Source organism: Bacillus sp. FSL K6-1106 (assembly GCF_038005245.1).
GTDB classification, from domain to species: domain Bacteria; phylum Bacillota; class Bacilli; order Bacillales; family Bacillaceae; genus Bacillus; species Bacillus altitudinis.
This window is the reverse complement of sequence record NZ_JBBOSV010000002.1, coordinates 44,926-59,676: the sequence shown is the minus strand read 5'-3', so window position 1 is coordinate 59,676 and position 14,751 is coordinate 44,926. Positions and strand designations below refer to the sequence as shown.

13 protein-coding genes are annotated in these 14,751 nt (G+C 42.0%); 9 read left to right on the top strand and 4 right to left on the bottom strand.

Annotated features, from left to right (window positions below; translation table 11 throughout):
• Window positions 1-18: 18 nt before the first annotated feature.
• The gene (locus tag MHI20_RS14900) at window positions 19-1,395 is read right to left on the bottom strand and encodes an MATE family efflux transporter (RefSeq protein ID WP_340939461.1); all 1,377 of its coding nucleotides are present in this window, start codon (window positions 1,393-1,395) and stop codon (window positions 19-21) included.
• 113 nt (window positions 1,396-1,508) lie between these two features.
• On the opposite strand from MHI20_RS14900, the gene MHI20_RS14895 reads away from it, so the two are divergent.
• The 3 genes from MHI20_RS14895 (at window position 1,509) to MHI20_RS14885 (ending at window position 3,289) form a co-directional block, all read left to right on the top strand.
• Window positions 1,509-2,375: an AraC family transcriptional regulator gene (locus MHI20_RS14895; protein ID WP_340940396.1), complete on the top strand. Its 867-nt coding sequence runs from the start codon at window positions 1,509-1,511 to the stop codon at window positions 2,373-2,375.
• Window positions 2,376-2,389: 14 nt separating this feature from the next.
• Complete coding sequence (locus MHI20_RS14890) at window positions 2,390-2,950, top strand: GNAT family N-acetyltransferase (protein WP_340939459.1); 561 nt, start codon at window positions 2,390-2,392, stop codon at window positions 2,948-2,950.
• Between the two features lie 63 nt (window positions 2,951-3,013).
• Window positions 3,014-3,289 (top strand): hypothetical protein, encoded by a 276-nt coding sequence (locus tag MHI20_RS14885; protein WP_035392471.1) that lies wholly within the window; start codon window positions 3,014-3,016, stop codon window positions 3,287-3,289.
• Between the two features lie 167 nt (window positions 3,290-3,456).
• Here MHI20_RS14885 and MHI20_RS14880 read toward each other — a convergent pair whose 3' ends face one another.
• Window positions 3,457-3,993: a serine O-acetyltransferase gene (locus MHI20_RS14880; protein WP_017360201.1), complete on the bottom strand. Its 537-nt coding sequence runs from the start codon at window positions 3,991-3,993 to the stop codon at window positions 3,457-3,459.
• 387 nt (window positions 3,994-4,380) lie between these two features.
• Here MHI20_RS14880 and MHI20_RS14875 point away from each other — a divergent pair, with 387 nt between their 5' ends.
• Genes MHI20_RS14875 through MHI20_RS14850 form a run of 6 tightly spaced genes read left to right on the top strand, consistent with a single transcriptional unit; the run spans window position 4,381 to window position 12,691 of the window.
• Window positions 4,381-5,727 (top strand): aspartate aminotransferase family protein, encoded by a 1,347-nt coding sequence (locus tag MHI20_RS14875; protein WP_008348573.1) that lies wholly within the window; start codon window positions 4,381-4,383, stop codon window positions 5,725-5,727.
• Window positions 5,714-7,210, top strand: coding sequence for a pyridoxal phosphate-dependent decarboxylase family protein (locus tag MHI20_RS14870; protein ID WP_327872435.1), 1,497 nt, complete (start codon window positions 5,714-5,716; stop codon window positions 7,208-7,210). Before MHI20_RS14875 ends, MHI20_RS14870 begins: the two co-directional genes overlap by 14 nt.
• On the top strand, window positions 7,207-8,988 hold the full coding sequence (locus tag MHI20_RS14865) for an IucA/IucC family protein (protein WP_340939451.1): 1,782 nt from the start codon (window positions 7,207-7,209) through the stop codon (window positions 8,986-8,988). Before MHI20_RS14870 ends, MHI20_RS14865 begins: the two co-directional genes overlap by 4 nt.
• Window positions 8,985-9,539: a GNAT family N-acetyltransferase gene (locus tag MHI20_RS14860; RefSeq protein WP_007499091.1), complete on the top strand. Its 555-nt coding sequence runs from the start codon at window positions 8,985-8,987 to the stop codon at window positions 9,537-9,539. Before MHI20_RS14865 ends, MHI20_RS14860 begins: the two co-directional genes overlap by 4 nt.
• Window positions 9,514-10,863: a lysine N(6)-hydroxylase/L-ornithine N(5)-oxygenase family protein gene (locus MHI20_RS14855; RefSeq protein ID WP_039167398.1), complete on the top strand. Its 1,350-nt coding sequence runs from the start codon at window positions 9,514-9,516 to the stop codon at window positions 10,861-10,863. Before MHI20_RS14860 ends, MHI20_RS14855 begins: the two co-directional genes overlap by 26 nt.
• 13 nt (window positions 10,864-10,876) lie before the next feature.
• Entirely contained in the window at window positions 10,877-12,691 is a 1,815-nt protein-coding gene (locus MHI20_RS14850; RefSeq protein WP_340939448.1) for an IucA/IucC family protein, read from the top strand.
• A 45-nt stretch (window positions 12,692-12,736) separates the two neighbouring features.
• Here MHI20_RS14850 and MHI20_RS14845 read toward each other — a convergent pair whose 3' ends face one another.
• On the bottom strand, window positions 12,737-13,594 hold the full coding sequence (locus tag MHI20_RS14845) for a GNAT family N-acetyltransferase (protein WP_340939446.1): 858 nt from the start codon (window positions 13,592-13,594) through the stop codon (window positions 12,737-12,739).
• A gap of 159 nt (window positions 13,595-13,753) precedes the next feature.
• Window positions 13,754-14,689, bottom strand: coding sequence for an anti protein (locus MHI20_RS14840; protein ID WP_340939443.1), 936 nt, complete (start codon window positions 14,687-14,689; stop codon window positions 13,754-13,756).
• Between the last annotated feature and the right edge of the window lie 62 nt (window positions 14,690-14,751).

The window sequence follows — 14,751 nt, the reverse complement described above, 5'->3', positions numbered from 1 at the left end:
CTGCACCCGCAGTCCTTTTTATGTGGAAGTAAACCGGTACTCCTTCCATACCCTTGAACGCCACCGCCTATACATGAAGATACCTCTTACCCATTCATCCACGATAAAAGAAATCCAAACCCCGATAAGGCCCATCTCAAGTTGAATGCCTAATAAATAAGCGATCGGAAGGCCGATGCCCCACATTGAAATCATCGCCATATAGACTGGAAACTTCGCGTCACCAGCTGCCCGCAAGGAGTTGATGATGACCATATTAAAAGAACGTCCAGGCTCTAAAATAATTGTCAATATGAGGAGGAGACTCGCTATTTGAATGATCTCACTGTTGCTAGTGAAAAAAGTAAGTAAATGCGTCGATGATAAAGATAAAGCAGTAGAAGAAAGAAGTGAGATGGCAATGGCCCAGTATAAGCTTTTCATGCATCTTCGATAGGCCGCATCAAATTCTTTCGCCCCGATCAGGCGCCCAATTAAGATTTGCGTTCCTTGGCTAATGGCGGCACCAAATAACATAATGAACATCATCAAATTCTGGGTATAGACTTTTGCTGCCAGTGCTTGGGTGCCCATAAATGTGATAAACAGCGTAATAATCATTTGTGAGCCATTATAAGAAAGTTGTTCTCCAGCAGAAGGAATGCCGATTTTTAGCAGTTTTTTTAAATGCGTTCGCTGGATGTAAAACATTCGCTTGAATGAAAACCGCAATCCAATGCGGTGTCGAACAATGAGAATCATGGCTGTAAGACCGATCAACCGTGCAAATGATGTGGAAAGAGCGACACCCATGACACCTAATACAGGGAAGCCAAATGGTCCGAAGATGACCAAATAATTACCAGCAACGTTTAACAGGTTCATACCGATGGTGACATACATCGTATCTCTCGTGAATCCATAGCTTTTTAAAATAGCACTATATGTCATAATGAGCGCCTGAATAAAAGAAAGCAGGCCGACAATCTGTAAAAAGACGGTTGCATCTGGCATGAGCTCGCTTGATAATCCCATCATATGCAGGATGGGCACAGCTAACACAAACATAAGAAGACTGATCACAAAGCTAATGAGGAAGTTGGTGCCTAGTGATACATAGGCAACTTGGGTCGCTTCCTGCTTGCGGCTCGCTCCTAAAAGCTGCGCAATGACAATCGTCGTCCCAGTCGTAATGAAGCTGAACATCACAATCAATAGATTTAATAGCTGATTGCTTACCCCTACTGCGGCAACACTATTGTCAGAATATTGGCTGAGCATCAGTGTATCTGCGCTCCCCATCAGCATATATAAAGAGATTTCGATAAAAATAGGCCAAGTTAATGCAAATAATGAAGGGTGGGATTTTTCACTTTTGGCTTGAACCTTTTGTATTGTCAGTGCTTGTGGTTTCATCACATCGCCTTCTTTCGTATAAATCCGATTTATAGTGTACCTTGCATCGACTATAATAAGAAGAGATGAAACCGAAACTTATTGGAGAAATCCGACTTCATAAGGGGATGAATATGGGTCCGTTTATTACATTTACTGTACCACCATTTCCAGTCTATATTGCTTCAGGCAAAGGTGTATTCCATCGAGGAGAACGACATATCTCCAGAATTTTCACCGTATTTGATCTTCTTTATGTCACGAAAGGTGAACTGTGGATCACAGAAGACGAGGTGCCTCATCACGTAAAAGAGGGAGAATATATCATCTTATCACCGGGACTTGCCCATGGTGGACATCTGCCATGCAAAGAAGAAACACTTTATGAGTGGCTGCATTTTTCAATTGATACATTTGAGTTTACAGATCGGCCGAGAGAACACTGGTTTGACATGAAGCAAAATCAAGCCACTTTTGAAAAAGCAGCAAGCTATGAATTTCGTCTGCCCCGAAAAGGAAAAGTGAAAGGGGAAAGCGTGCTACAGAAGCATCTTTTAGCGATGCGCGCTTTAAATGATGATGCGTCTGAACTTCAGCTCAAAAAGCAGCTTCAATTTGAGGAAATGCTCATTCATTTACAAAAAGAAGCATTTCATATTCCAAGTGCAAAGGAGACTGTCGCTTCAGAAGTGGTTCACTATCTTGAACGTCATTTTACACAAAAATTACAGATGGAGAAGCTGGCAGAGATTCTTCATTATCATCCTGATTACATGACAAGGTGCATGCAGACCGTGTACGGACTGACGCCGAGCCAGTACATCAATCGACTCAAAATTGAAAAAGCCAAAAGCCTGCTTGCTTCAACGAATGAAAAAATAGCTCTCATTGCAGAACATGTAGGCATTGATGACCCAACGTATTTTTCAAAGCTGTTTCGGCAAAATGAAGGCATGACGCCTATCGAGTATCGTCATCTTGCTAAAAGAACGACAAAGTAAAGGAACGTGAACAGATGAAAGGAAAAAAAGAAGAGATTGTGAGCATACGTCCATTAGACGAAACCGATTTAGAAGTGGTATGGCATTTAAGGTTTAAAGCACCAGACCAGGCCTATCGAAAGTGGAATGCACCGTATTTTATTGAACATGACATATCGCTTGCTGCATTTAAAAAACGTTATTTACAGGATGATTCTGTCCTGCCAAAACTATTTGGCATTGATGTCGGAGGTGAATTAAAGGGCACAGTTTCTTATTATTGGGAGAATGAACGCACACGCTGGCTGGAGTGTGGGATTCTTATTTATGACTCACGTTTTTGGAATGGGGGCGTTGGAACAAAGGCATTGCGTCTATGGATCGATGAACTCTTTTCACACATTGATATCCCACGCATCGGTCTGACCACCTGGTCTGGAAATGAACGCATGATGCGTTGCGCAGAGAAATGCGGGTTTATCCTTGAGGGAAGACTGCGTAAGGTTCGTTACTATCAAGGGGAGTATTATGATTCGATGCGGTATGGGATGCTGAGAGAAGAATGGCAAAGCCTTCCGCACCATTCATTTAAATAGTTGTTTTTAAGATTAGGAAAAAAGTATAGTAAGATTAAATAAATTGAAAAAGAAGGGTGGCGGATGAATGTGAAATGGATTACAGGTTGGTTTGTATCCATATTAGTCGCAATCTACCTATTCGTTGATGCACCAAAACACGGGAAAAATAAATGGTTATGGGCCATCTTAGGTCTTTTGCTCGGGCTCTTCACACTTGGAATATATCTCATTCAAACAGGAAGAAAAGGGTTGGGCTGGACAGTACTGATTGTGTCCATTTTCATCTATGCGATTGCCATCCTCGTCTTTGTCTTGTACTTTCTCATGCTGGTCTTCGGGTACTCCAACGCAAATTAGAGAGTACGGCTGTGGTGATTTGTTTCACTTCAAGTTGCTACCGATTGATGGTTTGATTGCGCCAAAGCATCATAGGATAAATGGTGATGGGCTCGGGCAGGATGATCCTCATGTTTATCCATCTTATTTTATCTCATGTGGCTCACTGCTTTGGTCAAGTAAGTCCTTCATAAAGAAGGGCTTTTTTCTTTTATTTTTTGAGCTGGGACACCTGCAATGACAATCCGCTCTTCATGAAAGGAGCGATTCACTACTGCATTTGCTCCGATGGAAATATGATTCGCAATATAAATATTTCCAAACAGTTTAGCGCCAGGGCCGATCCATACATGATCTCCGATGACGGGCACATCTTTTTCATGATGGTTTTGACCGATATTCACACCTTGATGAATATCACAAAACGCGCCGATTTTGGCATGCTTGTTCACAATCAACAGCCCAGTATGGTTGATTCTGAGCCCAGGTCCAAATACACCAATTGGGATATCAAAGCCAAGCTGCATGCCTTTCTTTTTATGTAAGTAACGATAAAACCATTTGCGTAACGTAGCACCGCTATTCGTATAGTACTCATATTTTCGTAAATATCTTTGATATTTCCAAATATCATCCCCAAGCCACTTTGGTCTTTTTCGATTGATGGCAAGTGCTTTCTGATCTTGTGCCAAGTAGTGGTGAAGGTCATGCTTCGTTAAAATCATCAGATCTCCCTCGATTCCCTTTCGTTTCAGAGAAATTATACCATCATAACCATTTATATCAAGGTAAAATAACGTTCATTTTTTGTTTTACTGCATTCATTTCATTCGGCCGTCCCGTATCAAACAAGGGAGCTACAACGCATAGAGCAAAAGAACCAGGAGAATTGTTTTGTAATTTTTTTCAATATTTTTCATACTCAAACGTTACATCGCCCTTATGGCTGTAGATGTTTGTAAAAAATACACGAAATTACTCGTTAAAAAGAGAATATAGCATTCATATGCTTTTAGAATCATCTTTTTGAATACAATTGACTTTCGTATCTTACATCCTCTAGGCTAGTAAATGAAAATGATAATCTTTATCAATTGGAGGAGTGTTTTATTATGTCCATCAAAACCGTTTCTAAAAATCAGCAATTTTTAGAGCAACAAAGTCAAAGAGAATCTAATGCAAGGTCTTACCCGAGACGGTTCCCATTAGCCATGCAAAAAGCCGAAGGTATGATCGTGACAGATGCAGATGGTAGAGAATTTTATGACTGCCTAGCAGGTGCAGGAACACTTGCCCTTGGTCACAATCACCCGGTTGTTATAGATGCTATTGAACGTATGCTTCATGAAAAAAGACCGTTGCATACGCTGGACATCACTTCAGAGATTAAAGAAGAATTTGTGAATGAGATTTTTTCTCACTTGCCAGAGGAGTTTGCAAAAAGAGCGAAAATTCAATTTTGTGGACCAACTGGTGGTGATGCTATAGAAGCAGCAATTAAATTAGTCAAGACAGCAACGGGAAATCGTTCCATTCTATCATTCCACGGAGCATATCATGGTGCTACACATGGCACGATGTCATTAAGCGGTAACTTATCGCCAAAAGAAAAAGTACAAGGATTAATGCCAGATGTTCACTTCCTGCCTTATCCATATGAATACCGCTGCCCATTTGGAATTGGCGGTAAAGACTCACATCGCATTTCAAGCTCTTATATCGAGCGTGTATTAAATGACCCTGAGAGTGGAATTCTCCCGCCAGCAGGCATGATCTTTGAAGCGGTACAAGGGGAGGGCGGCTCCATCCCGGCATCAATTGAATGGATACAAGAAATGAGACGAATCACAAAAGAAAAAGGAATTCCACTTATTATTGATGAGGTTCAATCAGGCATCGGCCGAACTGGTAAGATGTTTGCCTTTGAACATGCTGGTATTGTGCCAGATGTCATCGTGTTATCAAAAGCAATTGGGGGAAGCCTTCCGCTATCCGTTGTGATTTATGACAAAGACTTAGATCAATGGAATCCAGGTGCACACATTGGCACGTTTAGAGGAAATCAAATGGCGATGGCAGCTGGAACTGCTACGCTTAAATTTATAAAAGAAACCAATCTGCTTGATCATGTAGAAGCACTTGGTCAGCGTATGCAGGCCAATCTAAAAGACATTCAAAAACAAGTGCCTGCTCTCGGTGATGTGCGAGGAAGAGGATTAATGATTGGTGTTGAAGTTGTGAATCCAGATGAGAAACAGGATGTGGACGGCAGTTATCCAGCAAATCCAGAGCTAGCTAGTCTCATTCAAAAGAATTGTTTTGATAAAGGCTTAATTGTGGAGACAGGAGGCCGTTTTGGAAGTGTGATTCGATTCTTACCACCTTTGATCATGACAGAAGAACAGCTTGAAAAAGTCATCACGATTTTTAAAGAGGCAGTTTACGATGCAGTCAACTAAACCATCTGTCGATTCATTATTTATTCAACAAAGCCAGCTTGGGAGGGAGTCCTTCCAAGCGGCTCTCTACACATCCATCGACAGCTTACTGGCAGAGTGGCAAACAAGCAGAGGACCGTATAGCGGAATATTGCCTGGGAAATTAGCGGCTCATGTCGAATCGTTATTCCAGATTCAACCGGCTGGTGAATCCATTGAGTCTGTTTTTCAAGATATAAAAAATCACCTTTTACCGCATTTAGTTGATGTGTCACATCCTAAATGCCTGGCACATTTGCATTGCCCACCTCTAATCCCTGCTCTGGCAGCAGAGGTGATCGTAAGTTCCTTTAACCAATCAATGGATTCCTTTGATCAAAGCGGCATTGCATCTTTGGTTGAGGAGGAAATCCTCAAGTGGTTATGTGAAAAGTTTTCTTATGGAGAACGAGCAGATGGGACCTTTACGAGCGGTGGAACCCAATCTAACTACATGGGACTGCTTTTAGCAAGAGATGCATTTTGTGAAAACACTTGGCAATGGAATGTACAGCAGAAAGGGTTGCCGAGCGAGGCAAACCGTATGCGGATTCTTTGCTCCAAGAATGCCCACTTCACTGTGAAAAAATCAGCATCTCAGCTAGGTTTAGGTGAACAGGCTGTTGTGTTAGTTGAGACGGACGAACATCACCGAATGGATCTGCATGATTTGCAGAAGAAGCTTATGGAGCTTAAAGAGCAGGATTTGCTTCCATTTGCAGTCGTGGCGACTTGCGGGACAACTGATTTTGGCAGTATTGATCCTGTACGTGACATATATGACATGGTGAAGCCTTTCGGTTTGTGGATTCATGCAGATGCTGCCTATGGAGGGGCGCTTGTATTAAGCAAAACCTTCCAAGGAAAATTAGATGGCATCGAGCTGGCTGATTCGATCACGATTGACTTTCATAAGCAATTTTATCAGCCGATCTCCTGCGGGGCATTTTTACTAAAGGATAAAAGACATTTTGGTTTGATTGATTACCACGCAGATTATCTCAATCCAAAGGAAGATGAACTGGAAGGCATTCTGCATCTCGTGAATAAATCTGTTCAGACGACGCGCCGGTTTGATGCGCTAAAACTCCTTCTCTCTCTGCGTATGATTGGAGAAGAAGGGTTTGCAAGTATCATTGACCATACCATCCATTTTGCGAAAGATGTGGCTACGTTGATTGAGAAAAATGAGCATCTTGAGGTGATCAATCCTGATCCAGAAATCAATGCAGTCGTGTTTCGTTTTATAGATGATCAACAAGCAGAGGACATCAATAAAATCATTCATCGCACACTTTTCCAAACAGGAACGGCTGTCGTAGCAAAAACAGTAGCCGATGGTCAAACTTGCTTAAAATTCACTTTGTTAAATCCGAGAACGACTATTACACATATTGAGGAAATCCTTTCTGACATTGTTGATATCGGGATCGCTCATATTCAATCCGGGAGGGTACTACGTTGAGTCAATATAAACAAATGGCTGAAAATGCAACTATGCAAAGCTTTTTAAACTGTTTTTTACGTGAAACAGGAATTGATCGATCTGCAAAGAAAGAGACAAAAGCAGACGGCTCACTTGTATTTGTAGCAGCATTAGCAAAACAAGATCTTGAGCTTGTCATTCCGATTCGATATTTTTCGCCTGTAGGCCGTCATCTCTTTGATTTTCCCGTTCGCTTTCGCCCGCAAGGCAGTGAGCAACAGGGAACGATCATCGATTACACCACACTTGTTGCTTTATGTTCAAAGGAACTTCTCATTGAATATGGCCGCACAGATGCAGAGGATGAGTTCATGCTTCGCATCATTTTAAGCTGCCGGAATATTGAACGATTCATCAGAGAGAGAGAAAGTGATCGAGCGGCTCTTTCTTCAGCTGATTTTGAATATATTGAAGCGGAGCAGTCACTTCTTCTTGGGCATTTAACGCATCCTACACCAAAAAGCAGACAAGGAATGACAGAAGAGGAGGAAGCTATTTATTCTCCTGAGCTGAAAGGCTCTTTCCAGCTTCATTACTTTAAAGCACATCCGTCAATTGTGCTTCAGGATTCTTCTCTTTCACAATCTGCGGCAAGTCTCATGTTTGAGGAGATCATGCGCCAGATGCCAGAAGAAAAAGAGAGACTGACGACGTTAACAGAAGGCGGTGAATATGTCCTGATTCCGATTCATCCGCTACAAGTCCAAGTGGTCATGGAGAAAGCGTTCGTCAAGCGTTATATAGAGGACGGGATGCTGATGTATTTAGGGCCGCTAGGATCTGAATACACAGCGACATCTTCCTTTAGAACGGTCTATCAAAAAGACTCTGCGTACATGCTTAAATTCTCTGTCCCTGTAAAGATCACAAACTCTTTACGCGTTAACAAACAAAAGGAACTTGATCGTGGAGTTGAGATGTCTCGTATCTTAAAAACAGAATTAGGCGTTTCTTTATATGACAAATTCTCTGGATTCCGTGTGATTGAAGATCCTGCGTATCTATCTATTCAAGGGGATGAGGCGGAATCTGGCTTTGAAGTCGTCATTCGTCAAAATCCATTTTTGCATCATGAAAAAGGGGCAAGCTTAATTGCAGGACTATGTCAGGATCATGCATACGGAGGAAAATCAAGGCTTTCAGGCATTATCCATGAATTAGCAGACGCTGAAGGCAGATCAACAGAAGATGTCAGTCGTGATTGGTTCACACAATATTTATCGATTGCGTTAGAGCCGATGCTTTGGCTGTTTGAAACGTATGGACTTGCCCTTGAAGCCCATCAGCAAAATGCTGTCGTACAGCTAAAGAATGGATATCCGCACACATTCTATTATCGTGACAACCAAGGCTACTATTATAGCGAATCGAAAAAGGATCAGCTTGCGAAGCTTGTTCAAAACTTAAGCGTCAGAAGTGAAACCATTTGTGCAGACGATGTAGCGGTTGAGAGACTGCGTTACTATTTCTTCTTTAATCATTTGTTTGGTCTTGTGAATGGTTTTGGTACAGAGGGGCTTGCAAAAGAAGAAGATTTATTAGCCCTGATTAGAGACACACTGCTTGCGCATGAAGAGACATATGGTGCATCTGAGCTGACGAACAGTCTTCTTCGGTCACAGGAGCTGCCTTCAAAAGCGAACTTACTCACGCGGTTTGAAGATATGGATGAGCTGACCGGTTCTTTAGAAACTCAATCCAGGTACACGTCTGTATTGAATCCGCTCTTTTTACATAAGGAGGCGCTGATTGGATGAGGCATCGAATTGGGTTCATTCGCGCTGAATATGAACGGGACGTCCAGCTTGTCCACAAGTGGATGCAAGAAGAGTATGTCCACCCATTTTGGCATTTGAATATTCCATTTCCTGCTTTTGAAAAGCACTTTTATCAGGCCATTCATGATCCGCATCAAACCCTTTATTTAGGAACCATTGATGGCACGCCGATGAGCTATTTTGAAGCATACAATGTGAAAGGGGATATCATTGAATCGTACTATGAGCCTTCTCCGCATGATCAAGGCATTCACCTGTTAATTGGAGAGCCAGATTATGTAGGGAAAGGATTTGCGGCTCCGCTGCTTCAAGCCATGACAGCATTTCAGTTTGAGCAGAACAAACGAACAGAAAAAATCGTGGCTGAGCCAGATATTCGGAACGAAAAAATGATTCATGTCTTTGAAAAGTGTGGATTCGAACGTGTGAAACCAGTCACTTTACCAGATAAAACAGGTCTTTTGATGTTTTGTCATCGAGATCGATTTGAAAGGAAGTATAACCATGACGCGGTTCAACAAGCAAAATAATGTAGTGGATGTCATTGGGATTGGCATTGGACCATTTAACCTAGGGCTTGCTGCATTATCTGAAGAAGTAGACGAAATTGACGCTTTGTTTTTTGAAAGAAGTGAAGCGTTCCACTGGCATCCAGGTATGCTCATTGAAGGGACAACACTTCAAGTCCCCTTTTTAGCGGATCTTGTCAGTATGGCGGATGTGAAAAGCAAATATAGCTTTCTCAACTATTTGCAGGAACAAAACCGTTTGTATTCATTTTACTTTCTAGAAGACTTCCATATCCCGCGCAAGGAATATAGCCATTATTGTCGCTGGGTCGCGGATCAATTAGATTCTTGCCGATTTGGCATGAATGTCGAATCTGTCTCCATCGTTGAAAAAGCTGGAGAAAAACGATATGAAGTGCATGTCCGTCATGTGAAAGATCAAACGGTAGAGGTGTTTGAGAGTAAGCATCTTGTTTTAGGTATCGGTACACAGCCTGCGGTACCAGCATCTCTTCAGCCAGCTTTAGGGGATCGGGTGTTTCATTCTGCTGATTACTTGAAACGAAAGAAAGAAGGCTGTTTTAAAGGAAAATCCGTGACGGTCATCGGTTCTGGTCAAAGTGCGGCAGAAGTATTCTATGACATTTTATCAGACGATGAGGCGAAGGATATTCATTGGTTTACACGCTCTAAAGGGTTTTTCCCAATGGAATATTCAAATTTGGGTCTTGAGTATTTCTCTCCAGACTATATTGATTTCTTTTATGAGCTTCCGCAGCCTAAAAAAGATGCGCTATTAAAACAGCAAGATTTGCTGTATAAAGGCATCAGTTCAGCGATGATCCGAGATATTTATCACTTGCTTTATGAACGTTCTGCTTGCGGAGAGCAGCTGAACACCGTGCTGCAGGCGATGACGGAAGTCAATTTGATTGAGGAAACGAGGGACGGCTTATCGCTTTCATGCAATCAATGGGTCAAAGAGGAATCCTTTACGCATGAGACAGACATTGTCGTCTTGGCAACGGGCTATCAATCTGTATTACCGCCATTTATTGATCCGATTTCCCATCATATTCAGTGGGATCATCAAGGACGCTTCCAGGTTGAACGTGAATATCGATTGAAAACAAACACATTAGGTGAGAATGATATTTTTGTACAAAATGCAGAGCTTCATACACATGGAGTAGGCGCACCAGATTTAGGGCTAGGGGCGTACCGAAACAGTGTCATTATCAATGAACTGGCTCGTCGACCTGTGTATCCACTTTATCAAAAGCATGTTTTCCAGACATTCGGTACACATAAACACGCAAATACATTTGAAGAAATCAAAGGGTAAGGAGGATGAACCGATGAGTGTACAAGATGAATTGAAAAAAGCGGTCAATCCTGCTGCTTGGAAAAAAGCAAACCAGCGAATGGTGGCAAAAATGCTGTCCGAATATATGTATGAGGATATGCTGCATCCCGTTCAGCTAAATCATCAGGATGGCATCGCCCAATATGAATTAATCATTCACGAACAGAAGAAATATCGTTATCTCGCAAAACCTCGTTTGTTTGATAGTTTTGATACGATTGCTGAATCGATCGAGTGCTGTCAAGACGGAACATGGACAAAGGACGTTAGTGCCATTGTGTTTTTACTAGACATTCAGCCAATCATCCCAATGTCTTCTGAAACAACTGGCCATCTGATCAAAGAGCTTCACCATACCTTGTTAGCGGATGTTCATTTGCTGTCGAAAAAAGCACTTCGTGCAGATGAGCTAACAGATACAGATTATGCATGGATTGAAGGCGAGATGACTGGTCATCCGTGGATCGTCTATAACAAAGGGCGTATTGGATTCAGCTACGATGATTACTTAGCCTATGCACCTGAAAGGCAGGAATGTGTGCAGCTGTCTTGGATTGCTGTTCACCGAGAACTTGCGACTTTCCATGCGGTCGATCATGAGAACTATGAGCACATCATTGCCAAAGAATTAGACGAAGTCACGATTCGTCAATTCCAACGTGTGTTAAAGGATGAAGGGCTGAATGCGGTTGATTATTATATGATGCCTGTTCATAAATGGCAGTGGACGCATATGATCATCCAGCATTTCCCTGAAGATTTAGCCATGCGCCGTATTGTGTATTTAGGAGAAGGGCTGGATCAATATATTCCACAGCAATCGATCAGAACCTTTACAAACATCTCAAATAAAGGCAAGCATCATATTAAACTGCCAATGAGTATTTTAAATACGCTAGTGTACCGGGGGCTCCCATCAGAACGTACGGTGATTGCTCCTCGTATTACAGCACATATTAAAGGAATCGCCGATCAAGACGCCTTTTTATCCGATGTATGCCGCGTGATTTTACCGGGTGAGAATGCGAGTATCAATGTTGATCATCCTTATTACAGCAAGCTACCTGGTGCGCCGTATCAATACCTTGAAATGCTTGGGGTCATTTTTAGAGAAAGCATTTATACGTATTTAGATGAAGGGGAGAGCCCTGTTACGCTGGCGGCACTGACGTATGAAGATCATGAAGGCGAGCCTTATCTGAAGCAGCTCATTGAAAAATCGGGTCTGTCAGCAAAAGAATGGATGGCGTCATTCTTCCACGTTGTCATGCCGCCGCTTCTGCACTTTATGTATCAATATGGCACGGTGTTTTCACCGCACGGACAAAATACAATTCTTGTATTAAAAGATCACAAGCCGCATCGTTTGGCGATCAAAGATTTTGTTGATGATGTGAACATTAGTGATCAACCGCTGCCGGAATTGGCTTCATTAGAAGAAGATCTAAAGGAAGTGCTGCGTAGTGAGCCGCCTGAGGGTCTTGTACAATTTATTTTTACGGGTCTGTTTATTTGCAATCTTCGTTACGTGTCAAACGTGTTAGACAATCACAATCTGTTAGATGAAACGACGCTTTGGCGCTTGCTTGCAGAAGAAATTCAGCAGTATCAAAAGCAATTTCCACAGCTAAAAGATCGTTTTGCTTTATTTGATCTATTCCAGCCTCAGCTGACAAAGCTTTGCTTAAACCGTAATCGCATGATTGATTACGGCTATGGAGACGGAGATGACCGGCCGCATGCATCAGAGCATGGCAAGGTCACAAATGCACTCGCTCAAGTTCTCTCATCCGTAGGCGAAAAATAAAAAAGAAAAGCTGTAGACAACATCTGTCTACAGCTTTTTGATTTTTTAAGAAAATGCTTGTGAGGCCAGAAAATAGAGAAGCTCTGAATCGTTCTGCTTTTCGTTCCCGCGAATCATCATAAAATGTGCGACGTTTGTTTTCGTAAATCCTGCTTCTACAAGTGATGCATGCAGGCGTTCAGCTGTTTCTTCCTGCATATCTAAACGAAAGGCGCCAGAATAAGACGTGAGAAGTGATTGAATGAGTGATAGCGCCGTTTGTTCATCGTTTGCTGCAAGCGGGCCAATCATCAGATTAGCTGGTGTTTCCACACCAAATGCGAAGCCGGTGATTTCGTGGTGTTCATCCTTTGCGATCAGTTTAAATGCTGCTCGCTCCATTCGCTTTATTAAGAAGTTTGATCGATTGGTCCCTGCGCCTTTTTCATCCAGCCTTTCAATAGACGGGAGGTGCGTTTGATCAGCGGGAAAAAGATGAATCTGATGTGACGGGTGAAGGGCACTAGGATTTGTTTTTTGTGCTTTGTATGTATGAATATAACCGGCTGTCTGAAAGCCGATTTTTTCATAAACTGGGCGTCCTTGTACAGTAGCAGTTAAAACGACAGGGACACTTGGATCACTATGACGAAGCAGTGTGTCAATCATTTGACGGGCAAGACCGAGGCCTCGATGTGTCTCAGATACAATCACCGCCCCAATTGATGCCACACTGTCATACTGAAAAAGTCCAGCGCATGAAATGACTTGTCCGTCAGTTGTTGTAAAACCGGTAAAATGTCCATTTGTTAAAAGAGATGTGAGCTCTTCCGCATTGTAATCAGGCCAGTCGACCTCTTTTGACAATGCGACAAGGTCTGGTATGTCATCAAGGGTTAAAGTTCGTTGTATAACGTTTGGCAATACACGCAACTCCTTCTTAGCTGATTTCACTATATGTATCGTACCATAAGAACGCATAAGAAAAAGGAAAAGGGGATACCTTTTCCTTCAGCGTGTAGACAAACCCTCGCATTTGGTGTCAGTCCTGCGCTTCGGTGCTCCCTTTTCCTTTTGTATGGTTTAATAATTGAGGTCACGGTTGTATTCATATTCAAAGGTGAGCTGTAAGTTTTTAATTGAGACAACGCCTACTTTGATTAACCTTCCACCGATCAATTGAGGAACCTCGGTTGCATTAAAAGAAACAAAAAAGCGGTCTTTTGCTGGCACTTGACTTGTTTTATAAGAAGAGATGTCAACTTTTTGACCGTTCCAAGGTACGTTCACTGTTCCGCCTTTTAAGGAAGAGACGGTGAATACATAATTATATGCATTTGTACTGCCTTTTTCAGCTTCTAATGACAGGCCAGTGACAACGGCATCCTGCGGCAATCTGCTTAAATCAAAAGAAGAATTGGGAGATCCGGCTTCATTGAAACTATTCAATGTGGCAGGTGATCCATATCGTTTGGTTGTGCCTTTTTCAATACTTTTATCAAAGACAATACGATACATGTTGTCCTCTTCATTTAATAATTGCTTTGGTTTGACGGCTAAATAGTAGTCAGTGCTTGCGGCAATTTTCGGCATATGGATGATTTCATTTTGGTTGTTTGTCCGCACAGAGGAAGACACGAGTGACCCGCTCTGATTGTAAAGATAAAGATCGAAATCATTTCCAGCTTTCACATTGACGAGTTTGATAGAAAAGCGGCCATCTGCTCCATCAAATTTAGAGCTGGTGAACCGGTAAAAATCAATGTCATTCATAGAAGAGATACTGCCTTCGTGATATAAATATGTCTTGTTTAGATGAAGAGAGTGCTGTAAGAATTGAGCTTTTTCCATCGTATCATTGTTTGCATAATCACTGTCTGGATACAAATGCTCCAATTCTTCTGTATAATATTTTGTTTGTTTCGTAGAAGGTTCACTTGCTTGAGCAGGTGATTGGAAAAGAGGGCCAGCGATAAAGAGGCCTGTAAGCAATAAAACCCCGATCTTCTTTTTGAACATGACAAACATCTCCTTTTAAGTAAATGACTTTCATTTATAATATCGGTAAATAAACGTAATAT

Bases quoted from the DNA above. Each gene is read 5' to 3' on its own strand.
- MHI20_RS14900 (WP_340939461.1), bottom strand. From the start codon at position 1,395: ATGAAACCACAAGCACTGACAATACAAAAGGTTCAAGCCAAAAGTGAA.
- MHI20_RS14895 (WP_340940396.1), top strand. From the start codon at position 1,509: ATGGGTCCGTTTATTACATTTACTGTACCACCATTTCCAGTCTATATT.
- MHI20_RS14890 (WP_340939459.1), top strand. From the start codon at position 2,390: ATGAAAGGAAAAAAAGAAGAGATTGTGAGCATACGTCCATTAGACGAA.
- MHI20_RS14885 (WP_035392471.1), top strand. From the start codon at position 3,014: ATGAATGTGAAATGGATTACAGGTTGGTTTGTATCCATATTAGTCGCA.
- MHI20_RS14880 (WP_017360201.1), bottom strand. From the start codon at position 3,993: ATGATTTTAACGAAGCATGACCTTCACCACTACTTGGCACAAGATCAG.
- MHI20_RS14875 (WP_008348573.1), top strand. From the start codon at position 4,381: ATGTCCATCAAAACCGTTTCTAAAAATCAGCAATTTTTAGAGCAACAA.
- MHI20_RS14870 (WP_327872435.1), top strand. From the start codon at position 5,714: ATGCAGTCAACTAAACCATCTGTCGATTCATTATTTATTCAACAAAGC.
- MHI20_RS14860 (WP_007499091.1), top strand. From the start codon at position 8,985: ATGAGGCATCGAATTGGGTTCATTCGCGCTGAATATGAACGGGACGTC.
- MHI20_RS14855 (WP_039167398.1), top strand. From the start codon at position 9,514: ATGACGCGGTTCAACAAGCAAAATAATGTAGTGGATGTCATTGGGATT.
- MHI20_RS14850 (WP_340939448.1), top strand. From the start codon at position 10,877: ATGAGTGTACAAGATGAATTGAAAAAAGCGGTCAATCCTGCTGCTTGG.
- MHI20_RS14840 (WP_340939443.1), bottom strand. From the start codon at position 14,689: ATGTTCAAAAAGAAGATCGGGGTTTTATTGCTTACAGGCCTCTTTATC.